Origin of the sequence: Siphonobacter sp. SORGH_AS_0500 (assembly GCF_031453245.1) — a bacterium.
Lineage (GTDB): Bacteria > Bacteroidota > Bacteroidia > Cytophagales > Spirosomataceae > Siphonobacter.
Window position 1 is genome coordinate 515,788 of record NZ_JAVIYT010000001.1, and the last position, 24,986, is coordinate 540,773.

Annotated in this window: 20 protein-coding genes and 1 riboswitch; of the genes, 14 read left to right on the forward strand and 6 right to left on the reverse strand. The window is 45.1% G+C overall.

The genetic code is table 11. The features are described 5' to 3' along the window. Positions 1-11: 11 nt before the first annotated feature. The 4 genes from QE357_RS02235 to QE357_RS02250 form a co-directional block, all read right to left on the reverse strand. Positions 12-425, reverse strand: a complete 414-nt coding sequence (locus tag QE357_RS02235) for a hypothetical protein (protein WP_106638418.1) — start codon at positions 423-425, stop codon at positions 12-14. A gap of 70 nt (positions 426-495) precedes the next feature. Continuing rightward, the gene (gene lipB / locus QE357_RS02240; RefSeq protein WP_309705493.1) at positions 496-1,218 is read right to left on the reverse strand and encodes a lipoyl(octanoyl) transferase LipB; all 723 of its coding nucleotides are present in this window, start codon (positions 1,216-1,218) and stop codon (positions 496-498) included. A 137-nt stretch (positions 1,219-1,355) separates the two neighbouring features. Next, entirely contained in the window at positions 1,356-2,135 is a 780-nt protein-coding gene (cobA, locus tag QE357_RS02245; protein ID WP_309705495.1) for a uroporphyrinogen-III C-methyltransferase, read from the reverse strand. A gap of 10 nt (positions 2,136-2,145) precedes the next feature. Then, positions 2,146-4,233, reverse strand: a complete 2,088-nt coding sequence (locus tag QE357_RS02250; RefSeq protein WP_309705497.1) for a HEPN domain-containing protein — start codon at positions 4,231-4,233, stop codon at positions 2,146-2,148. Between the two features lie 449 nt (positions 4,234-4,682). Between QE357_RS02250 and QE357_RS02255 the strand changes: the two genes are divergently transcribed. The 5 genes from QE357_RS02255 to QE357_RS02275 all read left to right on the forward strand — a co-directional run bounded on the left by QE357_RS02255 (position 4,683) and on the right by QE357_RS02275 (position 9,651). Next, positions 4,683-8,012 carry a TonB-dependent receptor domain-containing protein gene (locus QE357_RS02255; RefSeq protein WP_309705499.1) on the forward strand — a complete coding sequence of 1,110 codons (3,330 nt, stop codon included), beginning with the start codon at positions 4,683-4,685 and terminating at the stop codon, positions 8,010-8,012. A 260-nt stretch (positions 8,013-8,272) separates the two neighbouring features. Then, entirely contained in the window at positions 8,273-8,818 is a 546-nt protein-coding gene (locus tag QE357_RS02260; protein ID WP_106638424.1) for an RNA polymerase sigma factor, read from the forward strand. A gap of 3 nt (positions 8,819-8,821) precedes the next feature. Next, the gene (locus QE357_RS02265) at positions 8,822-9,127 is read left to right on the forward strand and encodes a hypothetical protein (RefSeq protein WP_106638425.1); all 306 of its coding nucleotides are present in this window, start codon (positions 8,822-8,824) and stop codon (positions 9,125-9,127) included. A 66-nt stretch (positions 9,128-9,193) separates the two neighbouring features. Beyond that, entirely contained in the window at positions 9,194-9,472 is a 279-nt protein-coding gene (locus QE357_RS02270) for a hypothetical protein (protein WP_309705502.1), read from the forward strand. Then, on the forward strand, positions 9,469-9,651 hold the full coding sequence (locus tag QE357_RS02275) for a hypothetical protein (protein ID WP_309705504.1): 183 nt from the start codon (positions 9,469-9,471) through the stop codon (positions 9,649-9,651). The genes QE357_RS02270 and QE357_RS02275 overlap by 4 nt, the downstream gene beginning before the upstream one ends. Positions 9,652-10,596: 945 nt before the next feature. Here QE357_RS02275 and QE357_RS02280 read toward each other — a convergent pair. Continuing rightward, a complete protein-coding gene (locus QE357_RS02280; protein WP_309705507.1) occupies positions 10,597-11,337 on the reverse strand; it encodes an RDD family protein in 741 nt (246 codons plus the stop codon). A gap of 224 nt (positions 11,338-11,561) precedes the next feature. Here QE357_RS02280 and QE357_RS02285 point away from each other — a divergent pair, with 224 nt between their 5' ends. The 9 genes from QE357_RS02285 (at position 11,562) to QE357_RS02325 (ending at position 22,153) form a co-directional block, all read left to right on the forward strand. Further along, positions 11,562-12,512, forward strand: a complete 951-nt coding sequence (locus QE357_RS02285) for a stage II sporulation protein M (RefSeq protein WP_106638429.1) — start codon at positions 11,562-11,564, stop codon at positions 12,510-12,512. Positions 12,513-12,540: 28 nt separating this feature from the next. Further along, complete coding sequence (locus QE357_RS02290) at positions 12,541-13,407, forward strand: hypothetical protein (protein ID WP_309705509.1); 867 nt, start codon at positions 12,541-12,543, stop codon at positions 13,405-13,407. 141 nt (positions 13,408-13,548) lie between these two features. Continuing rightward, a complete protein-coding gene (locus QE357_RS02295) occupies positions 13,549-14,271 on the forward strand; it encodes a DUF4129 domain-containing protein (RefSeq protein WP_309705511.1) in 723 nt (240 codons plus the stop codon). 2 nt (positions 14,272-14,273) lie between these two features. Further along, positions 14,274-15,536 (forward strand): DUF4350 domain-containing protein, encoded by a 1,263-nt coding sequence (locus tag QE357_RS02300; protein WP_309705514.1) that lies wholly within the window; start codon positions 14,274-14,276, stop codon positions 15,534-15,536. Beyond that, positions 15,536-17,236, forward strand: a complete 1,701-nt coding sequence (locus QE357_RS02305; RefSeq protein WP_309705517.1) for an AAA family ATPase — start codon at positions 15,536-15,538, stop codon at positions 17,234-17,236. Before QE357_RS02300 ends, QE357_RS02305 begins: the two co-directional genes overlap by 1 nt. A gap of 557 nt (positions 17,237-17,793) precedes the next feature. Beyond that, on the forward strand, positions 17,794-18,939 hold the full coding sequence (locus tag QE357_RS02310; protein WP_309705518.1) for a hypothetical protein: 1,146 nt from the start codon (positions 17,794-17,796) through the stop codon (positions 18,937-18,939). Positions 18,940-19,648: 709 nt separating this feature from the next. Then, a complete protein-coding gene (gene thrC / locus QE357_RS02315) occupies positions 19,649-20,947 on the forward strand; it encodes a threonine synthase (protein ID WP_309705520.1) in 1,299 nt (432 codons plus the stop codon). A 380-nt stretch (positions 20,948-21,327) separates the two neighbouring features. Next, positions 21,328-21,804: a hypothetical protein gene (locus QE357_RS02320; RefSeq protein WP_309705522.1), complete on the forward strand. Its 477-nt coding sequence runs from the start codon at positions 21,328-21,330 to the stop codon at positions 21,802-21,804. Positions 21,805-21,844: 40 nt separating this feature from the next. Next, the gene (locus QE357_RS02325) at positions 21,845-22,153 is read left to right on the forward strand and encodes a YtxH domain-containing protein (RefSeq protein ID WP_307141876.1); all 309 of its coding nucleotides are present in this window, start codon (positions 21,845-21,847) and stop codon (positions 22,151-22,153) included. 79 nt (positions 22,154-22,232) lie between these two features. Here QE357_RS02325 and QE357_RS02330 read toward each other — a convergent pair whose 3' ends face one another. Beyond that, complete coding sequence (locus tag QE357_RS02330) at positions 22,233-24,653, reverse strand: TonB-dependent receptor (RefSeq protein WP_309705525.1); 2,421 nt, start codon at positions 24,651-24,653, stop codon at positions 22,233-22,235. A gap of 114 nt (positions 24,654-24,767) precedes the next feature. Further along, positions 24,768-24,863: riboswitch (TPP riboswitch) on the reverse strand. Between the last annotated feature and the right edge of the window lie 123 nt (positions 24,864-24,986).

A 24,986-nucleotide genomic window follows, 5' to 3' on the forward strand; every position in this document is an offset into this window, starting at 1 on the left:
AAGCAATGAGATTAATCGTGAAGGACGCCTTCGCGTTGCAATTGGGTAATGGAAATCAGATGTTGTTCGTCGAGGCTACCCGGAACGAAAATGAAACGCTTGTCATAAATCTGATTATCAATAAAGTAACTTACCCAGTATTCGTTCGTCAAATGAAAAACGGCGGGGTCAATTAACTCGACTGCCTGATGCCCATTCGCGGGAATTTCTTTATAAAAATGCCGTAAAGTAGAGGTTTGCTGAGGAGCTTCGCCCAACTGATCGGAATTGCTATAACCCCGGGAAGTGACGAAAACATTGGTAATGGGAACCTCATTTTTGTTAATCAGATACACCCGCCATTCGGCTGCATTGGCCTCGTTAATATCGCGGGTGATGGCTACTTTTACTCCTTCAACGGGTAAAAAAGGAATGTCTTTTTTCATTGGTAAACGTATTTTTTCAAGGCATCCAATCTCACATTTCTGCGAATGATAAGCCCATTCCTGGAAGGACTTATGCGTGTGCCTTGGATTCGATAATAGTCATTTCAAATAACTCGGCCAAGTGCGTTTTTACGCGTTGAGCAACTTCGTTGAAATCAAGCTCATGGCCTACTTCCTTCGCCAACGAGGTAACGGCTTTATCTTCAATGCCGCAGGGAACGATGTAATCAAAGAAAGCGAGTTCAGTATTTACGTTCAGGGCGAAACCGTGCATGGTTACCCAGCGGCTGGCTTTCACGCCCATCGCACAGATTTTCCTTGGGTTTTTCTGTTCCAAATAATCCAGCCAGACGCCCGTTAGGCCATCAATGCGACCCGCGGCAAGACCGTAATCGGCACAGGTACGGATGATGGCTTCTTCCAGCGTCCGCATGTACCAGTGAATGTCGGGTTTGAAATTATCCAGGTCGAGAATGGGGTAACCTACCAGTTGGCCCGGCCCGTGAAAGGTAATGTCTCCGCCCCGATTAATTTTATAGTAATGAATACCTTTGCTTTCCAGCTCGGGCTCGGTTTGTAACAAGTGCTCAGGTTTACCGCTTTTGCCTAAGGTAAAAACAGGCGGATGCTGCACAAAAAACAGGTAATTCGACGTAGGCACCTGTTCCGCTTCGGGTAACTTTCGGTTCTCTACTTTTCGGGCTACTGCTGCTGCTAAGGTGCGTTCCTGCTCGTCCCAGGAGGACTGATAATCCCGTAGGCCCCAGTCCTGAAAGAATACTTCTTTATTCATGATCTTCTTTGCCTTCCATCAATCTGCAAATGTAGCATTCCTGATAAAACGGTTCCGATTCTGGAAAGGTTCGGCGTAAAAAGAATAGGCAGCCGGGAATCCCGACTGCCTGGTGTATTCAAAAATTTCGTAAAATGTTACGAAAATAAGTTACCGTTTTTCAGGAAATCCTGCCATTCGGCGTCGTTACTTCGATACCCATAACGAACGACTTCTCCCAGAACAATCACTGCTGGATTAGATAGCTTGTGTTCTAATGCCAGCCGGGGTAACTCCTGAGCCGTGCCGAGAGCCGTTCGTTGCTCGGCCGTGGTGCCGTTTTGCAGAATGGCAGCGGGTAAATCAGCTTTACCCATTTTGCAGCAAAGCTCAGCAATTTCTTCCAGCTTATTCATGCCCATCAGTACCACTACGGTTGCGGTGGTGCATAAGGCCAGGCAAAGATCACGAGAAAGCGAACCGTCGGTTTTGGTGCCAGTAATGACCCAGAAACTCTCGCTTACGCCCCGGGCGGTCATGGGAATTCCGGCGGTTCCGGCCACGGCCAGAGCCGAAGAAATACCCGGGACATAATCCGTTTCAATCCCAAATTGACGGGCGTATTCGATTTCCTCCTGACCCCTACCAAAAACGAAAGGATCGCCGCCTTTGAGCCGCACGACGTGACCCGACGCATAGGCTTTCTCCACAATCAGATCATTGATACTTTCCTGTGAAAAACTCTGTCCGGGGCGTTTGCCAACGTAAATCTTCTCCGTATCGGGAGAACAATGGTCGAGTAATACGGGATCAATCAGGGCATCGTAAAGTACTACCTGAGCCTGTTTCAGGACTTTCACCGCTTTCAGGGTGATGAGATCGGGGTCTCCCGGCCCTGCTCCAACGACGGTCAGTTTAGGGTTTATTTTTTTGCTCATTCGTATAAACTCAGGCCTTGGTAGCGACGGCTTCTTCGCGTACGCTACGGGCCCGTTGAATAAATTCAAGTGCTTCGGCCAGGAAACGAGCTGCGAATTCTGCCGAGGGTTCATTCTGGTTGATTTGCAGCGTCTTTTCGGTGAACGTTTTACCACCAAAGGTAAATTCTCCCGTCTCTACGTACTGCTTATCAAATTCCTTAATCACCGCGTGCTGCGTGCTAACGTTTACGCTTTTATCGAGCAATAAAGCTTTCGCTCCCGAAACAAAGACGCTGTAGCTGTGGTAAATCGAATCGGCGTAACGACCTTCTTCAAAAGCGGCCTTGGCCCAGTCGTATTTTTCTTCCGCTTCAAAAATCAGCGTTGCTACCAGGTCAATAATGACGCTGGCACATTCTCCAACTCCAATTTCGGTGGCAAATGCACCCGTCTGGCCCCAGTCAACGAAATCGCTGTCAACTACGGTAGTCAGATCGGTGAGGGGTTTGAGTAAGCCGTAGAAGTACTTCTCGCCCTGACGGTCATAATAATTGTGGAAATATTCTCCTTCTTCGGCGTTGGCATCGTAATCGCTCAGCAACCAACGCAGGGCCTGCGGACCGCGTTTGGATGGAATCTTGATGACTTTGTCAGCCACCCGACCTTGTCCATCGCCAAGCGTCGCACCGCCGAGTAATACTTGCAGAGCCGGTAATACCCGTTTGTCAGGAGCTTTCATCGAGCTGCCATGCAGACCGATGTGAGCCATACTGTGTTGACCACAGGCATTCATACAACCCGAAATCTTGATTAACAGGTCGTTATTAAAAATCAGATCAGGGAATTCGTTCTGAATGACTTTTTCCAGTTCCAGTGAAATCGAAGTCGAATCTGAAATAGCCAGGTTACAAGTATCCGTTCCGGGGCAGGCGGTGATATTGGCTGTACTGTTGGCTCCTGCCTGAGCAAAACCATGAGCCGCAAGGATGGTATAAACCGTTTGTAAATCTTCACCTTTCACAAAGCGAAGTAACAAGCCCTGATTAATCGTAACGCGAACGTCATCAGCCACGTAAGAACTCAGTTGTTCAATCAGACTACGGCTTACTTCGGAACGAATATTACCCAGGGGTACGCGAACAAATACGCCATAATAACCCGCCTGTTTTTGAGCAAATACGTTGGATTGATACCAGTTGGTCAATTCAACCGAATCGAAGGCAGGTTCCGTCGTCGCTAAAGGAGCCACTTCGTTTTCTGGGGCTTCAATTTCAAAAGTTTTGGATTTCAGGGCCGTCCATTCTTCTTCCACCAGACGCTTGAATTCATCCAGACCAATTTTAGCGAGCAGGAATTTCAGACGGGCCTTATGACGGCTATTCCGCTCGCCATGACGATCAAAAATTCGTAAAACCGCTTCAATTGTTGGAATCAACTGATTAGCTGGCAGGAATTCATAATACAGATGAGCCAGAGCTGGTTGAGCACCCAATCCGCCGCCTACATATACCTTGAAGCCCCGCTGCCCATCCTGAATTTTAGGAATAAAGCCCAGGTCATGCATGTAAGCTAAGGCCGTATCCTCGTCTGTACTGGAGAAAGACATCTTAAACTTACGGCCCATTTCCTGGCAAATCGGATTACGCAGTAAATAACGGAAAGTAGCATCCGCGTAAGGGGTTACGTCAAAAGGCTCCTGGGGATCGATACCCGCGGTTGGAGAAGCCGTTACGTTTCGAACCGTGTTTCCACAAGCTTCCCGCAGGGTAATATCATCTTTCTCCAGGTTAGCCCATAGTTCAGGCGTACGATCCAGACTTACGAAGTGAATCTGAATATCCTGGCGAGTGGTCAGGTGAAGATTTCCCGTTGAATATTCATCCGAAATATCAGCAATCCGTTTCCACTGTTTGAAAGTCATTTTGCCGTAGGGCAACTTAATCCGTACCATCTGAACGCCCTGCTGTCGCTGTCCGTAGACACCACGAGCCAGCCGCAGACTTCTGAATTTTTCTTCATGAATCTGGCCCTCCCGGAAAAGACGGATTTTACGCTCTAAATCAACGATATCTTTTTCAACCAGGGGATTTTCAAGTTCAGTGCGAAAACTTTGCATATGCAATAAGGCTTTTATTCTATCGAATAAATAGAATTATCTTACAAACGTAGGACTCTTACTCGTAAAGCCCAAACCCTAGTACGAATATTTTAGTGCGGAATAAGGAAAGTATTTTCTTAAAATCAGACGATTAAGAAGGGGAGTTTAGGGTTTTGAGTTGTGGGTTTAAAGTTTTGAGTTGTTATGTTGTTTATAACTCGAAGTAAATGATACTAATATACAGCACATGTATGGGATACCATAATCTACTAACTAACGAAACCCTAAACTCCAAACCCACAACCCTAAACTCATCCCTCATCTACTCAAAACAACTTTTCATCGATGAATTATTGAAACGGGTCATAATCCGTTTTTGAGCCTAGTAAACCTAAACAGCCCTTCCCTATCAGAGAGTCAATTCAGTAGCAAAAAAGCCTTCTATGATACACCCCTGGTGTTAAACAATGAAAACGAAATCCTATCTCTACTTACTTATAATCAGTCTGAATTTCACGGCTGCTATGGCTCAGCAAGGAGCTATTTCGGGCCGCGTAACGCAGCCTTCCAGCAAACCCGTTGCCGAAGCTAAGGTAGTTCTCATCCAGCCCGCAGACACGACCAAGCGGCTGGCAAGCCAGACAGACACTTCCGGTAAATTTCTATTCAGAGGACTCGAATACGGGCCAGCTTACCGCTTGCGGGTAGCTAAGGCGGGTTTTCAAGCCAAAGAAGTAGAGGTAGCCCCTTTGCGGGTACCTACGGATGTCGGCGTGATTCCCTTAACCACGGTGGGCGGCAGCGTTACTACAGATACGATTAAACCAGCTTCCACTCCGGTATCGGCCGTGCCTTCCAACACGCCTGCGGTTCCGGTGGTTCCGGTAACGTCCGCTCCTGCGAATGTAGCCCGTCAAACGGCTCCCCGCGATACCACGCCTACGCCCGACGCCACTACGCCGCCTCCGACGGTTCCGGCCCGAACGACGACCCCTGCAACGGCTGGGCAGGGCATTGAATTGAGAGGTCGGGTGACGGATAAAAATGATAACTCTTCGCTTTTCGGAGTAACGGTTTTATTAATAAATGCCCGCGATTCTACGCAACGCAGTGGCACAACGACGGATGCCGATGGCCGATTTGCCTTCCCCAACCTGAGCCGTGGAGCGTATCGCTTACGACTTTCCTACATTGGGTATAACACCGAGCAGGTTCAGATTCGTCCTTTTAACAGCGTGCAGGATTTGGGAACTTTACAACTTTCTTCCAACTCCAGAAACCTGAAAGAAGTAACGGTCAAAGGCATGCAGGAACGCGTGGAACAAAAAGCCGATACGCTGATTTACAACGCTGATGCCTATAAGGTAACCAAGGATGCAAACGTGGAGGATTTGGTAACAAAAATGCCCGGCATTACCATTGAAAACGGTACAATCAAAGCTCAGGGGCAGGATGTGAAACGGGTATTAGTGGATGGTCGGGAATTTTTTGGTGATGATGCTTCGCTGGCCTTGAAGAACTTACCTTCCGAAGTTGTCGATAAAATTCAGGTCTTCGACCGCCTGAGCGACCAATCCCAGTTTACGGGTTTTGATGACGGTAATGCTGAACGGACGATTAATATTACTACGCGTACGGGTAAGAACAACGGTCAGTTTGGAAAAGTATACGGCGGGTATGGAACCGACAACCGTTACTCGGCGGGGGGAAATATCAACTTCTTTAGTGGAGCTCGCCGGATTTCTCTGATTGGCTTGAGTAACAACGTAAACCAGCAAAACTTCGCCATGCAGGACTTACTCGGTGCTCTGGGTTCCAGTGGTGGTGGCGGTCGTCCTGGCGGTGGTGGAAATTTTGGTGGTAATCGCGGCGGTGGGGGCAACCCTGGTGGTGGCGGAGGAGGATTTGGCGGTAACTCCGCCGGTAACTTCCTGACGGGTCAACAGGGTGGTATTACCTCTACGAATGCTCTGGGCTTGAACTATACCGACAACTGGGGTAAAAAAATCAAGGTAACGGGCAGTTACTTTTTCAATCAGGCCCGGAATACTACGGAAAGTGTGTTGCAACGGACGTATTTTTCAACGGCTAACAGAGGTCAGATTTACGATCAGTCGAGCTTTTCTTCCAATAATAACCAGAACCACCGGGCTAACTTACGGCTGGAATATCAAATCAATTCCCGTAGCTCGTTAATCTGGACGCCGCGTATCAGTATTCAGAATAATAACAGCAACAGCAATGTAAGCGGGATAAATACCGAAAGTGAAACCGGAGCCAAGTTAACGGAAACGAATACCAATACTTCGGCTCATAGCAATGGCTACAATTTCTCGCAAAACCTCTTATACCGCTATCGTTTTGCTAAGCCCGGACGTACGATTTCAATTGGGGTAGGAACAACGCTGAACACGAATAACCGGAATGGTTTCCAGCTTTCACAGAACCGTTATTATATCAATGACTCACTGGCCACGATTAATCAGCAATCGGAAACGCATACGAACAGTAATAACTGGTCGGCTAATGTGAATTATACCGAGCCGATTTCCAAATCGAGCCAGTTACAATTCAGTTATAACGGTTCAATTACCAATAGTAAGAGTAACAAAGAAACGTTTGACTATAACGAACAAGCACAGTCCTATTCCAATCTCAACACGATTTTAAGTAATCGCTTCGATAACCAATACACGACCAATCGAGGTGGCATTTCGTATCGGTTACGCACGAGCAAAGCGTTCCTGACCTTGGGCGGCGATTATCAAATGGCAGATTTGTCAGGTAATCAGGTGTATCCACGAGAATTTTCGGTGAATAAAACGTTCCAGAATTTCCTGCCAAATGCGGATCTGAACTACAAGTTTACGCAAACGAAAAACCTGCGTTTTAACTACCGTACTTCGACCAACGCTCCTTCCATTACGCAGTTACAAAACGTGTATGACATCACGAACCCGCTCTTTATTTCCAGTGGTAACCCTGAGCTGAAACAGGAGTACAGCAATAACTTATCGCTGCGTTACAACAGCACGAACGTCGCTAAATCGGTGAACTTCTTTGGGGGTTTGTTTGCTACGTTTACGCAGAATAACATCACTAACTCCACCTTTATTGCCAATCGGGATACGACGTTGGCCGAGGGCGTTCTGTTAACGCGTGGGTCCCAGTACTCGCGTCCGGTAAACTTGCAGGGCTATCGTAGTATGCGGGCCTTTATGAACCTGGGCTTACCCATTCAGTCCATCAAAAGTAACCTGAACCTGAACGGTGGCGTAAATTATACCCGCACGCCCGGTTTAATCAATCAGGTATCAAACATTTCAAATAATTACGCCTTCAATGCTGGAACGGTGCTGGGCAGTAACATTAGCGAAAACCTGGATTTTTCGGTATCGTATAATGGTTCTTATAACATTGTTCGTTACTCCATTCAGCCGCAGCAGAACAGTAACTACTTCTCACACACGGCTCGTTTCCGTCTAAACTGGATTTCTCGCAAGGGCTTTACCGTTAATCCTGACGTTACCAATACCCTTTACAAAGGGCTGGGAGCAGGGTACGACCGTAGCTTTACGCTGGTTAATCTGGGGGTTGGACAGAAGATTCTTAAAGATCAACGCGGCGAAATCCGTCTGACGATTTTCGATTTACTGAAACAGAACAACAGCATTAGTCGGAACATTACCGCGTCCTACGTAGAAGATAATCGCACACTGGTGCTGAGTCGCTACTTTATGCTGACGTTCACGTATAACCTGCGAAATTTCAGAGGAAGTAATGCCTCGAAAAATTAATTTAAGTCATTAACCCAAAGGCCGCTGAAGAAATTTAGCGGCCTTTTTTATTACTCTGGTAGAGACGCAATGAAGTCGCGTCTGGGAAAGAGGCGGTTTTATTACCTTTCAACTATTTTCATTTCCCAGCTAAGACGCTATAAATGGACGTCTCTACAGGCTGTTAAAAACAGAGTTCAATAAAATATAAACTTCTTTAAAGTAATTTCTCCCCGCCTTCGTCTTCTCCTTTGTAACCGACTATTCAAGCGGACTGATTCATGGCTGAAACCTCCACGCGTACTGTTCTTTCGACCGTAAAACAATACGGTGGAAAACTGCTGGGGTTTATCCGTGGGCAGGTGCGTAACGACGAAGACGCGGAGGATTTATTACAGGAAGTCTGGTATCAGCTAAGTAAGGTGGTAAATCTGGATGAAATCGAAAGTATCAGCGGTTGGCTTTTTCAGGTAGCTCGTAACAAAATCACGGACTCGTACCGAAAGAAAAAAGAAGAACCCCTTTCCATGTACGAAGAGGACGAAGACGACCACCGCATTCGGCAGGTTTTACTGACGGAACCTCAGACGCCGGAAGACCAGTTTTTCAGAGATCTTTTCTGGGAAGAACTAATGCAGGCTTTGGATGAGCTTCCCGAAAAACAGCGACAGGTTTTTATCTGGAATGAACTGGAAGATCAAACCTTACAGGAAATTGCCGATGAAACGGGCGAAAACCTAAAAACGATTATTTCCCGGAAACGATACGCCGTACAGCATTTACGGAAACGACTGGAAAAGCTTTATAACGAACTGAATCAACTATAAGTCATGGGACGCCGACGCCTTTTCTTTCCCCTGTTTTTCGTGGCCGCTTTTTTCGGACTTTCTTTCATGGTACAGACGCTTTGGAATCATATTCTGGTGGATGTAACCACAGTGAAAGCCCTGACGTATCCACAGGCCATGGGGATTTTGGTATTAAGTAAAATTCTATTCGGGGGCTTCGGGCCGCGACCTCAACGTACGCCGTTTGGTGGCCACCAGCGTTGGCGGGAGAAGTGGAAAAACATGGATGAGGATGAACGGACTCGTTTCCGAAGCGAATGGAAAAGGCGGTTTGGAAGAGATGAATAAAAAATCAACATCAGTTAAAGTAATTCTTTCGCAGGTTCGTCCTCCCTTTTGAAAACAAATGATACCATGAATAACACCATCTTAAAATCTATTCTGGCGGGAATATTACTGGGCGGTGCCCTGTTTGTCCTACCTTTTTTTCTGCTGAGAATCGCTCTCTTTTTCTTATTCATCGGAGCCATTTTTAGACTCTTTCGTGGCCCTCGTCACTGGGGACATCGCAGACCGTGGCGTAGTGACTTTACCGACCGAATTCGCCAGATGAGCGATGAAGAATATGCCGAGTTTAAAAAACGAGGATTTTGCCGTCCCTTTGCAACTACCAATCCACAACCCAACGCATGAAACGTAACCTGAATCCCTGGATTGTTGCTGTAGTGGCTATCCTTACTTTCGGTGGATTAACGGCCGTAATAGGCCCCCGCCGATTCGAATCTTTCCGTCAACAAGGCATGTTTCATGATACCTGCCACGAACGGTATTACGGACATCCATCGCCGGGAGATTTACCCCAAGATAAGTAACTACATTGAGTCTTTCAAAAGCCATGAAAACAAACGGGACTCTGCGTTAACGCAGAGTCCCGTTGCTATGAATTGCCACCGCAATTCTAATCCTTCGCTGTCATTTAGAGCGAAGCAAAGAGTCTTACTTTAGGATTAGGGAATGGCTTTTGCACTCGCCGCAGTTACTCGGCTCTGCCGAGTAACTGCGGCGGGAGAAGTGCAGTTTACCCCTTCAGTCACTGAGCGTATGAGAAAAAAAGACAAGCTGATTCAAGAAGATCACACCCAAAAATAGTAGAAAACCGCCTGCAGTAAACCAGAGGAACCTACGGATTCTAATGTCCTTTTCTTGCTCGGTTAATCGCGTGGAAATATTTTTTGAAATGTGCGGACTAATAAAAAGCATATAGGCTAGCAATAGCCCTATAATACTCACGAAGCAAAAGATACTATATAGAGGATAATTAGACAGAATGATTCCTTGATGATAAAGTAACCCTGTAATAAGTAATTGAATAGCTAGGTAGTAGAATATGAACATAGCCCCTATCGCAGTGTTAATTTGAGATTTTAATAGAGTAACAGTGGTGTACTTTCTCCAAAAGAAAAAGCAACCGTCTTTCACCTCATTTAGATACGTATAAAGTTTCATAGGTAATGGATTAGCTTCTATAAGTCATTTCCCCAAAGTCACTCGGCTCTGCCCAGTGAAGAATCTTACTTTAAAATGGCGGTATGGTTTCTTCCTGGAAATTAACTAGCCTATGCCGAGTAACTAAACTCTGACCGGAGTATTAGAATGGTTATTTGTTACCTGGTAAGTTTCTTGTATAAGACGGCCGGAGGCCTACAGCTAGGTCGTCACTCGGCAGAGCCGAGCGACTGCGGAGAATCTTACTTTAAAATGGTAGGATGGGTTCTTTCTGGAAATTAACTAGTCTCTGCCGAGTGACTGCAAAGTTTTTATACGCCTTCTCGCACCGCCAGTACCGTATGATCCTGCACTAATGTATTGAGGAAAACCCAGTCGTCGAGATCCGTTTGAATGCTGGTTACCTGCTTCACCTGTTCGGCGGTTTGAGCTAACAGATCGAAAGTGTGGTGTTGCTGCGTTTTTCGAATCACTTTTCTAATGGTGGTAATATCACGGTCAGACAGAAGCAATGCCTGCGGGAATGTAACTTCATAATCTGGGTACTCGTTTTGAGTAGGCAGCAAATCACCCAGCTTGACAGGAGCTCGAAGCTTCACCACTGCCGTCTTAGCTGCCCGGTCGCCGAGGCGTTGACCACTGAAAATGGCCATGGTAACCAGCCCAATCATCCCTGAAAGCACCCAAACATCCACGAGGCGTAACAACCAGCGAAGCAGATAATCGCTGATGGTAGTCGGCGTTCCATCCACCCGAACCACCCGTAGCCCCAATACTTTCTTGCCAATGGATTGTCCATTCATGAAAACCTCCGAAAGGAGACTGTAAAACATAACGGGTAAAGCAATGAATAGAAGATACAGGCTGATGGTCAGGTTGCTGTCCATAATCTTACCGCCGATCAATTTCCCAATCAGTAAAGAACCCAGCAACACCCAGGCTCCCATGATGAGCGAGTCAAGAAGAAAGGCCAGTATGCGGTCGCCGATGCTGGCGGGAAGAAATTCCAGGGTAACGTTCTGATTCGTCTGAAAAGCAATGGTCGGATTCATGGGTAGCGTTGAGCGTTTGGGATTTAGAGCAGAGAGTTAATGATGATCTCTCTATGGTTTAAGTACACTTTCCTTTGTTTAACAATTTATACTGAACGCTAAACACAAAATGCAAAACTCTAAACAGTATCACTGAGCGAAGAGCGAATTACGAAAAAGTTTTTGCTAATTTGGCTCGAAGGCCAAATACTTTACTCTTATCACAGGTCTTTCGCTGGATTCTTATGCGGGAAGCAGTTTTTATCAAACAGAATACGGAAAAGTGGAAACACTACGAAGAAGATCGTACCCAGAATCCTGATGAGCTGGCCGAGCAGTTCATTGAGTTGACAGACGATCTGTCATATGCCCGTACCTTCTACCCGGACTCGCCGGTGACGCGTTACCTCAACACGCTGGCAACGCGGTTTCATCAGAAAATTTACGCCAATCGGAAGGAAAAGAGTAATCGCCTGTTTCGCTTCTGGGCCTATGAACTGCCTTTCCTCTTCTATAACTCCCAGCGACAACTGCTCTATGCTTTCCTGTTTTTCTTTGCAGCGACAATTCTGGGTACGGTTTCGAGTTTATACGACGAAAGTTTTGTTCGTCTGATTTTGGGGGATGGGTATGTTAATATGACCCTCGATAATATTCAGAAGGGCGACCCGATGGCCGTCTATAAGTCCCAGCAAATGACGGTTTCGTTTCTGACCATCACGATCAATAACATTCGGGTGGCGTTTGCGGCTTTTGTGTACGGCATCGTGTTTTCGGTGGGAACGGTTTACGTTTTATTTCAAAATGGAGTAATGCTCGGGGCTTTTTTTACTTTTCTGTTTCAGCAAGGCGTGATTCGGGATGCCTTATTAACCGTCTGGATTCACGGAACGCTGGAAATCTCGGCTATTATCATTGCGGGCTGTGCCGGGTTAACCATCGGTAATAGCATCCTTTTCCCGAAAACGTATTCCCGCTGGGAGTCTTTTCAGCGGGGAGCCCGACAGGGAATGAAAATTGCCATTGGCCTGATGCCGATTTTCATAACCGCGGGCTTTCTTGAAGGCTTTGTTACTCGGCAACCTTTATATCCCTTGGTTAGCATTCTGATCATAACCCTTTCGGCTTGCTTTATACTTTGGTATTTTGTCTGGTATCCCATTCAACTGAACCGCAAGGCTCAGGTAAACCGATAATCTTCTACCTTAATTACCTACCTGAAACATGCGTCCGATCCGACTTCGCGAAGAGCGAGATTTTAGTGAAATTATCAACGTTACGTTCCAGTTCACTTTTCAAAACCTGCGTACGCTGGGACCCGTTTTGCTTTACTTTGCGGCTCCGTTTTCTCTGATTTCGGGCATTGCTACGGGCTTGTTTCAGTCCCAGCTTTTCAGCCTGGCGAGTGATCGCTACGGCATGGCTTCCTCCTTCAGTACGGCGGGCTGGGGGATAGAATACCTGCTGAGTATGTTTTTCAATCTACTGGCACACATCGTGATGTCGCTGGTGGTGAGCACGTACCTCGTTCAATACCTCAACACAGACGGCCCCATTGAGCCCGCTGACATCTGGCGGGTGGTTTCCCGTAAACTACTTCCTGCCTTAGGAATGTATATTCTATATGGCTTGAGTCTGTTGCTGGGAGCCATTCTCTGCTTTCTACCCGTGGTCTATCCCTATACCGTCTTCAGTATGGGAACCATCAGTATGGTGCAGGAAGATTTATCGCCCATTGGGTCCTTGCAGCGTTCGCAGGAACTGGCTCAGCTTAGCTGGAGCGATGGACTGTCGACGTTCGGAATTCGGATTCTGGTAACCATTGCCGCGAGTTTTCTGGGAGCGATTTTATCCGTTCCTATGTACCTAATTATGTTTCTTCAGGGATTGAAAGTATTGGGAGAGAACCTGCAATGGATTATGATGTTAACGTCCATTATTTCGGTTGGCGGTGCAGCCATTCTGGGCGGATTAGTAGATGTTGCTCTCGGTTTTCAATATTTCTCTTTGGTGGAGAAGAAAGAAGGCATTGGCTTAATGGAAGAAATCAGTCAGATTGGTATCCAAACCAGACGCGATGAAGAAGAGTAATATTCAGTTTATGGTTTTCAATGGAGGTTAGGTGCTGTATATCCTATGGCTTAACCGCAGAGTTGCACGGAGTTCGGCACAAGTTACGCTAGGGTTAATGCTCAGTTGAAAACCGTAAACTGAAAACAGATAATTGAACAAATGAGACGTTTAATACTATTTTTTATAATCGTTACTCAGTCCGTTTGGGCTCAGTCGGGCAGCGATTCACTGGGGGTTGGAAAGAAAGTCCTTCCGGTAGAAGCGGCTCGTCCGGCTTTGCGTCAGCCGAATGCTGAACTCTGGAAAGACATTACTACCTCCCGCGATTACAAATACAGCTATGATCCTGAACCACCGACGGGTTTTCTGGATGAAATCTGGCAGCGTTTTCTAAGTTGGTTATTTGACTTTCTTTATAGTTCTACTACCCGCACCGGTCGCGAATGGATTCAGATAGCCTTTATTGCTGCTATCGTTGTTTTTGTAATCTATAAATTGATCGGCATGGATAAAATGGGGCTTTTCAAACGAAAATCCGACGGTGTTGCTTTGCCGTATGATACGCTTTACGAGGACATTCACGCCATTAATTTTCAGGAAGCCATTGAAGAAGCCAGTAGCCAGCGAAATTTCCGGCTGGCCGTGCGATTATTATACCTGCGTGCCCTCAAAACCCTGACAGATCAGGAGTTAATTGGCTGGCAGATCAACAAGACGAACCGCACTTACGTCTACGAAATAACGGAACCTTCCGTACGCAGTCGCTTCGAGCAGTTAACCTCTTCGTTTGAGTACGTTTGGTACGGCGACTTTCCCATTAATGAAGAACGGTATCAGGAAATAAAGCGGGAGTTTGATTCCTTCAAACCCGTAACTCAGTAAGAATGATGAAACTGAAAAATTCCAAATTTAGCCTCATTCTGCTGGGCATTGTGGCTCTGTTCATCGCAGTAGAATATTTCCGCCCTCGCCCCATTGACTGGACGCGTACGTACCGTAATGACCAAAAAATACCCTTTGCCGCTGAAGCTATTTTTGATTTATTACCCGGCCTTTTCCCCAGCCAGCCGGTTAAATCAGTACGGGTTCCTTTTTATAATTTGGAAAAGGAAAACGAGTGGCCGCTGCGAAGTACCTATCTGTATATCAACGAGAATTCTACGTTTGAAACGCCCGATATTCGAGCTTTATTCCGATTTATCAAGCGGGGTAATGTCGTGTTTTTATCGGCGAACAGTTTCCCGAAAGCCATTCTCGATACACTTCACCTGAAAACGGGGACGCATAACCTGATCGATTTCAATCGGGCGTATCAGAGCCAGCAGGAGGCAGAAGAAAGTCAGGAGTCGTTTTACAACCGGTTTCGGCTGGATACGATGACCATTAATTTTCTAAACCCAGTGTTTGCTCAGGTAGGGCAGGGGTATGTCATGGAAAAAGAAACGGCTGAAAACCATTTTATTACCACGGACTCTACCCGAATGGGAACAGCTTTGGGGGTAAACCAGCACGGGCAGTATAACTTTCTGCATTTTCGGCTGGGGAAGGGCGAGCTATTCCTGCATTCGGCTCCTGAAGTCTTTACGAACTATTATGTATTAAAACAGGGTTCGGATAATTACGCCTTTAGAGCTTTGTCGTATTTACCTAACCTGCCGATTTATTACGATGAATACAGTAAACAGGGCCGCGAAGGTGAACAAAGTTTGTTACGTTTTCTCTTCACCACCCCAAGCCTGACCTGGGCTTATTACCTCACCCTGGCAGGGCTGGGATTATTCATGATTTTTGAAAGTAAACGCCGCCAACGGGTCATTCCGGTGATTGAACCCGTCAAAAATAAATCGCTAGAATTTGTAGAGACGGTGGGTCAGTTATATTACCAGCAGGCCGATCACGCCTCGATTGCGGAGAAAAAAATTCAGTACTGGCTGGCGTATGTAAGACAGCGATTCAACATATCTACTACCGAACTGGATGAAGAATTTAAAGAAACCCTAACGGCCAAAAGTGGACTGGAGCGGTCCGAAATTGACCGTCTGCTGGGACGGATTGGTCAGGTACGATACTTTTCGGGAAATCTTCCTGAAAATCAGTTAGTAGACCTCAGCAATCAGATTGAACAATTTTATCAGCGTACGAAGTAATGACAGACATTGAGGAGAAAATTAAGCGTATTCAGCAGATTGCTCAGTATTTACAAACACTGGAAGCAGACGATGCGGCTTTATTTTCCCGATTGAATGAGATTCCAAAAGCTACCGTTGAGGAGTTACTGGAAGATTATAAACAGGTTACCCAGAATTTTCAGCCCATTAACCTTTTACGTTACGAAGTATTAAATCAGCTTCAGGAAGAGCGTCCGCCGCTGAGTGCTCAGGACGTGGATTTTTACCGCGAACGAATCGAGCGGAAAGACACGGATTACTTTCTGAAATACGGCGTTAATGTCGTGGATGGCCTGGCTAATCATACCAAGAAAGATTCCTTTAGTCTGTACCGCAAACAGGGAAAGCATTTATACTTTCGATTATTATACACGCTCTTTTACCGGCGAATTGAGTCCCAAAAAATTCACCAGACTCTACAGGATATTGCCGAAACGATTGCTGACGAGCTAGGGATAGAGAAATATAAAACCCACCACGTCGATTTTAGGGGCAGTACCAACATGGGTACGCTCAACTGCTGGTTAGCGTTGTTTCCTAAAAACTGTTCTTCGCACCGGCATTGTCACCATTTGTTTATTACTATCGAAGCAGAGGGATTAAAAGCAGGCTTATGGTCGGGGGAACAAAACAAGCCTTCTTTCGAAGGATCTGTGCAGCGTTTTCATACCTACGAAACAGCTTTGGCCTTTCTGAAGCGTCTGAAAAGCGACTATTATGTCTGGAATCAGCGGGAGCTTCAACTTCAGGAGAAAGTAGCTTCGGTTCCGATGGAGGTAATCCAGCCAGCAGTAGTAGAAGAACCCGACGTTCCCTATGAAATACCGGCGTATACCCAGTCCGATGCTCAGGCTGAGTTATTTCTTTCGGACGAACGTTTCCGGGAGTTGCTGGAAGCCTTGCATTACAAGCAGAATGTAATCCTGCAAGGGCCGCCCGGAGTAGGCAAAACCTTTGTTGCCAAGCGGCTGGCTTATACCTTGCTGGAACAAAAAGACGAAAGCCGAATCGAAACGATTCAGTTTCATCAGTCCTACGCTTACGAAGATTTTCTACAGGGCATTCGCCCGGACGGCGGCGGAAATTTCTATTTACGTAACGGTGTTTTTTATGAATTTTGTCAGCGAGCCCGTCAGTCAACGCAACCTTTTGTCTTCATCATTGATGAGATTAATCGAGGAAATCTGAGTCGGATTTTTGGTGAAGTATTTCAACTCATCGAAAGCGACAAACGAGGTCCCGAAAATGCCATTACCCTGACTTATTCGGAAGAGCGTTTCTACGTTCCGGCAAATGTATATTTGATTGGCACCATGAACACCGCCGACCGTTCGCTGGCATTGGTGGATTATGCCTTACGTCGTCGTTTTGCCTTTGCAGACTTATCCCCGGAGTTTGGAGCTGATTTTCAGAAGCATTTGGAAAATCAGAACGTATCTACAGGAGTTATCCACAAATTAGTGGATAAAATAAAAGTTATCAACGAAGTTATCCACAATGATCGGCAGTTGGGCGGTGGATATCTCATTGGACATAGCTACTTCACCCATCCGCAGGAGCCTTTTCAGGAATGGTATAAGCGGATTATTAAACTAGAAATCGCTCCGTTACTACGGGAATACTGGTTTGATCAGCCCGAATTGGCGGAAGAATACATCCAGTTTTTGTTGAAGGAATAGCTAGGCTATGTCGCTGCTTTCGAAAGTGGCTGTAAGGGATTTATACTTTCGAAAAGCAACGATAACCGCCTCTTACCCAGACGTGATGAAGTCGCGTCTCTACATTACAGAAAAAACATCTACCCACAGTCGCTCGGCTTTGCCGAGTGACGAAATAGCTATAGGCCTCTGGCCGAGTGGTATAGAAAACCATTGGGGGAGGCAAGCATGGAGTTACATTTTGAGGCAGATTCTATAAGCTTATAGAGTCTGAGTTGTTGCCACCAACGTGACTAGGTTTGAACAGCTTTTTGGTATTTAGAATCAAAAATTACTTTGTCGGCGATTTGTAATCCCAGCTCTTTCTGTGTTAAACCTACTATAACATATTGGTTATGAATTGATTGATTGAGTTATAAAATCATAATTAAGAACCGCCAAAAGGAACACTGTGTATTTGTTTCATAGAATGAAAAATTAAGAAATAACTTTGTATTCGTTACATTTAGGGAATAAAATGAAGTGGATATTATATGTTAATTCCCAAGTGAAATTGAATTTAATTTTCTACCTAACTAATGAATATGAAGTCTATGTTTAAGCCCATACAAAGGGAAATTTTTTTATTAATCTTTCTGTTTTTAGGAATAAAAATGCCCGGATTTTGTCAACGTACTTACGAAAAAGGTTATGTCGTTTTTGCTAAACAAGATACAGTTCAGGGATTTATTGACTACAAAAACTGGGAATATAGCCCTTCTGAAATAGCTTTTAAAACTTCACTTGACCAAGAAGCAAAAATCTACACAGCATATGATGTAGCTACTTTCTTTATTGAAAAAAATAGAGAATTATATGATGCTCATCAACTAAGCTATATCCCTATTTACCCTGATATTGTATATAGGCAGCTACCTTACAATCGGGTTTTAAAAAATCTATTTCTTCAACGATTGTGGAGTAATGGGACGGTATTTTTATATAACGCAAACATTAGCGAAGGTCATAAAGATCGATTTTGGGTAAAGAAAAATGGCGTAATGACAGAATTAGTTCATTATACTTTCAGGAGGCAGTATAATAATGTTGTTTATGAAGCTAACATTTCTGAATACGAACAACAACTCAAAGAGCTAACGAAAGATGCTACTCATTTTTCAGGAAAAAAGCCTTCGTATACTTCACAATCGCTGGTTCAGTACTTACATGAATACAATGAGGCCCTTGATGGAACCAAAGAATACACGCCCGTAAAAGATAAATACGATTGGTATATTGGCTTGTCGGGTAGCTTGGAGACGTTTAATTTTGATGAAAATAGTAAGGGTAATAATCCTACTTGTGGAACAAGTGTTCGAGTGAACTTACCTCGTAATTTCAACAATGCATTCATAAAAGCTTCGTATCATATTACTACTGGCCTATCTGTATGGAATTATGATAAAAAGATGTATGAAAATGAACTCCTGAAAGCCTTTGAGTTCTCGGCTGGCTATTATCTGGGTCATTCATCCGTACAGCCCTTTTATTCGCTTGGTCTAGGCATGTATAAACTCAAATACGATGTTGGAGGTGTTTTCTTCCCAAGTGTAGGCGTTTCGTACAAGAAAAAAATTGAACTGGAAGTTACGCGGTTTATGGATTTCATGTCTCTGCTTGGTATAGCAGATAAACATTTATTAGTTCCGCCCCGTATTTCCTTGAGTTATCACTTTAAGTTGTAGTTTATTCGAATCTGGCTATTTGAATTTTAAATTCAAAAACAATACAATGATATAAGCCAAGTTATTGCTGCCAGAGAAAATGCTGGTAGCAGTATTCTTATTCGTTAATTACCAGCTCTACAATCCGAAGCAGTTTTGTAAAGGGTTTAAGTTCGAAAAGCAACGATAACCGCCTCTTACCCAGATGTGATGAAGTCACGTCTCTACATTACAGAAAAAAACATCTACCCGCAGTCACTCGGCAAAGCCGAGTGACGAAATAGCTATAGGCCTCTGGCCGGGTGGTATAGAAAACCATTGGGTTCAGATAAGCATTATAGGTACCTAGACTTTTTGAGTCAGCCAGCCAGAGGCCTACAATCAGGTGGTCACTCGGCAGAGCCAAGCGACTGCTACCATAAGCTACCGTGCCAAGCACAGACCTTCGATCGCATTCGTGCACGAACAAGAAATAGCGGTTGTAACTAGCTTGACCCACTCCCGATATCCCCAGGTTTCGGAGTTATCCACAGTTAGTATGCTTGGTGGTTTCATTAAAAAACCAAACTCTATTTGGCAAGCCCGAGGGAAAACTCGAATTTTGCGGCTCTAATACTAAAATAGTTACTGGTTTCAGTGGAAAGTCTTTCGATGAAAGCTGCTGCGAGTTGAGTTCCGACCCCAATTACTTAGGACTTAGACTTCCACTGATTATGAAAAGCAAACTCGGATGAATCTGTATTCCACCAAACACCAGAGTCCAGACGTTAGTCTTGAAGAGGCTGTTTTCCGGGGACTTCCCCCTGATAATGGTCTATATATGCCCGACCATATTCCCACGCTTCCTCTTTCGTTTTTTGAGAATATTCAGAATCTGTCCTTAACCGAGATTGCTCTGGAGGTTTCAAAAGCATTAATTGGTGATGATATCCCGGAAGCGGATTTAAAGCGAATCATTGACCAGTCCATTACCTTTGATGCTCCCGTCGTTGCGGTGGAACCTGACACCTATGTGCTGGAATTATTCCACGGTCCTTCCATGGCGTTCAAGGATTTTGGTGGTCGCTTTATGGCTTCACTGATGTCGTACTTCCTGGAAAAATCAGCGAAGGAAATTCATATTCTGGTGGCTACTTCGGGCGATACGGGTGGTGCCGTTGCTCAGGGTTTTTACCAAACACCCGGTATCAAAGTAACGATTCTTTACCCCAGTGGAAAAGTTTCTGACATTCAGGAAAAGCAGTTAACCACGCTTGGAGCCAACGTAACGGCTCTGGAAGTAGACGGTACGTTTGATGATTGCCAGCGACTGGTAAAAGAAGCATTTCTGGACGCTGATTTACGAGCGAAGTTCAATCTGGCTTCGGCTAATTCCATTAATATCAGCCGCTTGATTCCGCAGTCGTTTTATTACTTCAATGCCTACGCCCGCCTGAAACACTTGGGTAAACCCTTAGTGTTCTGTGTGCCTAGTGGTAATTTTGGTAATCTTTCGGCGGGGATTATTGCGTATCGGATGGGTCTGCCCGTTCGCAAATTTATTGCCGCTACGAATAGCAATCACATCGTTCCTGACTATCTGGCAACGGGTACCTTTGAACCAAAACCTTCGCAGGAAACGATTTCTAACGCGATGGACGTGGGTAACCCCAGTAACTTCCCCCGTTTATTACTCTTGGGGGGTGGCGATTGGGAAAGCGTAAAAGATCTGGTTACGGGTGTGTGGTATGACGATGCGAAAACGCAGGATACCATTCGTCGGGTGTACGAAAACACGGCTTACCTCGTTTGTCCGCACACTGCCATTGCTTACCAGGGACTGAAAGACGTGGTTGCTGAAATGAATGAGGACGTAACGGGTGTGTTCCTGTCGACTGCTCATTACGCTAAATTCCTTCCAACGATGGAAGCAACCTTAGGAACGACTTTACCCGTACCAGAGCGTCTGGCGGAGTTACTGGACAAACCTAAAGTAGCCACACCGATGACTACCACTTTCGCCGATTTTAAGGCGTATTTGTTGCAATAACCCTTTCCCAATGTATAGTGAAGAGCCGGGCGAAAGTCCGGCTCTTTCGTTTGTATTAAGTAGTAACAGCTCTGGGAAATTGAGTCTTGACCGTGTATAGCAGTCAACGAAAAGTAAGTTAAGGTAATAAATAGAAAGAAAAGTGGGAATTTTTTCCCCAAAAAGCACCTTGTTATTCGTTTGGTATCACTTTTTGATTTTAATAACCCGTTCGTCAACCTGAGACAAAACTTGAAATTTATCACCACGTTCAACCAATCATTTATTCAGTACATCAACCTACAATTGAAATTTATAATCCAACCTACGTTTTATTAATTATTAAAATTATCTTTTCAACCTGTCATTATCATTCATTCCAACCTACGTTATTTTTTGCCATGAAAAAGAGTTTGATGACCATTAGTGCTGCTTTGCTGGTGAGTGCTTTTACGCTCACTTCCTGCGAAGAAAAACCAAAAAGTGCTCGTGAAGATTTAGCCGAAGCTCAGGAAGACGCTCGTGAAGAAAAGGCTGAAATTAACAAAGATCTGGCAGAGGCAGAAAATGATGCAGCAGCCAAGAAAGCGGAAGTAAATGCTGAATTGAAAGGCGAGGAGCGGGAATTCATGGCTCGTATGGAAGCTCAACGAGATAACATTGATGCCGAGCTGAAACAGATTAACGCAAGAATTGATGAAACCAAGGGCGAAGAGAAAGCTCGCTGGGAAGCCCGAAAAGACCGTCTCGAAAAACGTAAAGACAAAATCGAAGACGATATGGACGAACTCAAAGGCGGTTTGAAACGCGACTGGAAATCGTTCAAATCAGACGTTGAAAATACGTTTGATGATGTAAAGAAAGACTTGAAAAACTAAACATATCATTCGAGTTAATTCAAGGTAAAACCATTCAACCATGGCTAAAAACAGTTTATTAGGATACGCAGCTGCCGGAGCGGTAGGCGTACTGATTGGAATCGTAGTTGCTCCTGAAAAAGGCAGTAAAAATTTCAAAAGCGTAAAGCGTTTCATTAACGATTGGGCAACCAAGATGCTGGATGAAATTCAGGCTGGTAAAGACAACCTGGAAGATTACGCAGATGAAGCTCGCGACAAAGCATTTGAACTGAAAGGAAAAGCACAGGCGAAAGCTGAGGATTTTGCTGATGATGTTCGTCATACGTACGCTGACGCAAAATCGGATGTTAACAAATCTTTCTCTTAAGAGAGGCTGTTTATCCAATCCATAAAAAAAACCGGTAGGCTTGCTTACCGGTTTTTTTTATGGATTGGATAAATGGACGTTAGAACTTGATTCCTATTGCCGCCAGGAAGTTAAATCCGGCTTGTGGATAGTAATAATTTTCAGTAGTAAACTGTCCTTCTGATGTATAGCTGAACGTATAGCCATTCGATTCATAAAGTCTATTGAAAACGTTATTGAGCAGTAAACTCAGGTTTATTTCCTTCACAAATTTGGGCTTAATGCTATAAATCGCCCGAACATCGTTTGTGAAGTAACTGGTTAACTTGCGGTTTTCATCCTGCGTATTATCCAGATATTGTTTCCCTACGTACTTCGCCAGCCAGCCTAATTCCAGGTTTGTAACGGGCTTCCACAGTAACTGTCCACCGGCAATGACATTAGGAGAAAATGAGATGTCCGTATTATTGAAAGTAGCCTGCGTTTGGGTAGGACGACCCAATGCGTCGTACACATCGTAATTATCGTAATAAGCCGTAAACGTCTTGATTTTATTCCGGCTAAAAGTTGCGTTTGCATTCAGCGTAAGTGTTTTCGTGAATTGAAACGCTCCTTCTACTTCAATACCAGAGCGGTAACTCTTGCCCGCGTTCGTTCGCGTAGGGCTTCCTACGTCATTCAGCTTTCCAGTTAATACAAGCTGATCGCGGTAATTCATGTAATAGCCATTTACATTCAAAGCCAGCTTCCCGGACTGGTATCGATACCCAGCTTCCCAATCTTGCAACCCTTCCGCTTTGGGGCGACTCTGAATCGTAGATTGCGTATAATCGTCGCGGTTAGGTTCCCGGTGAGCTACGCTAAAGGAGGCATAAGCGGAGTGATGCTCATTGATCTGATAATTCAGTCCAAGTTTAGGATTGAAGAAACGAAGAGCCGCCTGTTGCTGCGTGTTTTGACCGAGGCTTCCAATCCCGTAAAAATCATAATTTACTTTTCGGAATTGAGCATCCGCAAAGACATTGAGTTGTTCGGTTAACTGGTAATACGCTTTGGCGTAAAAGTTAAGATCGGTTTTACTAGCGTCGTCTTCGTAATAACGCGTACGAATGTTAGAGTTACTCGCAAAACGGGCCCAGATGACTTCCCCAAAATGTTTGCCGGTGTACTTATTCCAGCCCCCACCAATGTTCACTTTCAGCTTTTTGAAGGAATCATAATCAAAGGAGAAGACCGTCCCGTAGAAATCATTATCCAGCCATTTCCGACGAATCAACGTCGTAGTGTCTATCGTAACTCCACCAATGACTACGGGTAATAAACCGTAATCGCTTAGGTTTTGCTTAGGCTTGTATTCCTCGAAATACCCACGGCCTTTGGTGTAATGCAGGTTGAAATTGAAGGTCCAGTTACGGCTCAACTGATGGGAGCTGAGCAACTGATAGTTATCCTGCTGATAGTTATCTGTCTGATTATCGTAAGTAAATTCGTTATACGTCCGATTGGTTGTTAGCAACGCTTCAGGTACGCCATTCCAGGCCTGATAGGTTTTTTCAATACCGGAGAAAACATTCAGACGAACGAACGATTTCTTGCCAAAGTAAGCCCCTGACAGATAAAACGATTTGAGATTAGAGCCCGCCCGGTCAATGTATCCATCGGAAGTAAGTCGGGATAAACGAGCATCAACGGTAAACTTGCCGTTAATCAGGCCGGAACCAACCAGAACATTATTTTTGATGGTATGAAAAGAACCGACGCTGTGATTCGTTTCGGCGTAAGCATCCTTGCGAAATTCATTGGTTTGTACGTTTACGGTCGCTCCGAAAGCACCTGCTCCGTTAGTAGAAGTTCCCACCCCCCGCTGAATCTGAATGCTGGTGGTACTACTGGCAAAATCGGGCATGTTTACCCAGAACAAACCCTGACTTTCGGCATCATTATAAGGAATACCATTCAAGGTTACGTTAATGCGGGTGGCATCCGAACCGCGAATGCGAAAGCCCGTATAGCCAATACCCGCTCCAGCTTCGCTTGTACTGACCAGAGAAGGCTGAAAATTCAATAACACGGGTAAATCCTGTCCCAAGTTCTGCTTCTGAATCTCTTCTCCACCGACGTTGGTGAAAGCCATACCCGTCCGCTGATTGGCCCGTGTGGCTGAAACCACGACTTCATCGGCCATGTACGAACTACGAACCAATGCAATCTGAAGTGGTTGTGACGGATCCAGATTAACGCGTTGTTTTTCGTAACCAAGGTAACTAACCTCCAGCGTTTGAGCAGTAGCGGGAAGATTACTTAAGGAGAAAGTACCGTCGGACTTCGTTGTTATGCCTCGCTGGGTTCCAATGACCCGAACACTAGCACCGGGTAAAGGCTGTCGGTCGGCAGCATCGATAACCGTTCCGGTACTATTTTTCTGGGCATAAGTGGTGAAGGAAAGAAAGAAAAGACCGCACAGCAGGACTCTAAGGAAGGCCGTTGTGCTTCTTGCGGAAGTAATAAAAGTCGCATGCATAGGATGTAACGCCAAGCGACAGGTAAAGGGGCTGAATCCCGTCTGGGTTCAGTAATACTAGTAAATGAAACGATGGATGATGTGAAAAATTCGGCGGACTATTGACAGTACATGCTGAATTTTCAACGCTTTCCCTTCGACGGCATTATCCGTATCAGGTTCAATGGGTATGATCTCAGCCCGTTGGGTAGGGCACCCCTTTATGCGATCAGTAGAACAAAGGTAGGCGTTTGTGTTTAGTTCAAAGGGTTAAAACCAATTTATTTTATAGGGTAATCGCCTGCGTTCCAACCTTTGGAAAGAACCTGGGGTCTTTAGATGGTCCTTCCATAA

Coding starts and splice junctions, on each gene's coding strand:
- QE357_RS02320 (WP_309705522.1), top strand. CDS start 21,328: ATGAAAAAGAGTTTGATGACCATTAGTGCTGCTTTGCTGGTGAGTGCT.
- QE357_RS02275 (WP_309705504.1), top strand. CDS start 9,469: ATGAAACGTAACCTGAATCCCTGGATTGTTGCTGTAGTGGCTATCCTT.
- QE357_RS02305 (WP_309705517.1), top strand. CDS start 15,536: ATGACAGACATTGAGGAGAAAATTAAGCGTATTCAGCAGATTGCTCAG.
- QE357_RS02255 (WP_309705499.1), top strand. CDS start 4,683: ATGAAAACGAAATCCTATCTCTACTTACTTATAATCAGTCTGAATTTC.
- QE357_RS02310 (WP_309705518.1), top strand. CDS start 17,794: ATGAATATGAAGTCTATGTTTAAGCCCATACAAAGGGAAATTTTTTTA.
- QE357_RS02325 (WP_307141876.1), top strand. CDS start 21,845: ATGGCTAAAAACAGTTTATTAGGATACGCAGCTGCCGGAGCGGTAGGC.
- QE357_RS02285 (WP_106638429.1), top strand. CDS start 11,562: ATGCGGGAAGCAGTTTTTATCAAACAGAATACGGAAAAGTGGAAACAC.
- cobA (WP_309705495.1), bottom strand. CDS start 2,135: ATGAGCAAAAAAATAAACCCTAAACTGACCGTCGTTGGAGCAGGGCCG.
- QE357_RS02295 (WP_309705511.1), top strand. CDS start 13,549: ATGAGACGTTTAATACTATTTTTTATAATCGTTACTCAGTCCGTTTGG.
- QE357_RS02330 (WP_309705525.1), bottom strand. CDS start 24,653: ATGCATGCGACTTTTATTACTTCCGCAAGAAGCACAACGGCCTTCCTT.
- QE357_RS02290 (WP_309705509.1), top strand. CDS start 12,541: ATGCGTCCGATCCGACTTCGCGAAGAGCGAGATTTTAGTGAAATTATC.
- QE357_RS02270 (WP_309705502.1), top strand. CDS start 9,194: ATGAATAACACCATCTTAAAATCTATTCTGGCGGGAATATTACTGGGC.
- QE357_RS02265 (WP_106638425.1), top strand. CDS start 8,822: ATGGGACGCCGACGCCTTTTCTTTCCCCTGTTTTTCGTGGCCGCTTTT.
- QE357_RS02280 (WP_309705507.1), bottom strand. CDS start 11,337: ATGAATCCGACCATTGCTTTTCAGACGAATCAGAACGTTACCCTGGAA.
- QE357_RS02250 (WP_309705497.1), bottom strand. CDS start 4,233: ATGCAAAGTTTTCGCACTGAACTTGAAAATCCCCTGGTTGAAAAAGAT.
- lipB (WP_309705493.1), bottom strand. CDS start 1,218: ATGAATAAAGAAGTATTCTTTCAGGACTGGGGCCTACGGGATTATCAG.
- QE357_RS02260 (WP_106638424.1), top strand. CDS start 8,273: ATGGCTGAAACCTCCACGCGTACTGTTCTTTCGACCGTAAAACAATAC.
- QE357_RS02235 (WP_106638418.1), bottom strand. CDS start 425: ATGAAAAAAGACATTCCTTTTTTACCCGTTGAAGGAGTAAAAGTAGCC.
- QE357_RS02300 (WP_309705514.1), top strand. CDS start 14,274: ATGATGAAACTGAAAAATTCCAAATTTAGCCTCATTCTGCTGGGCATT.
- thrC (WP_309705520.1), top strand. CDS start 19,649: ATGAATCTGTATTCCACCAAACACCAGAGTCCAGACGTTAGTCTTGAA.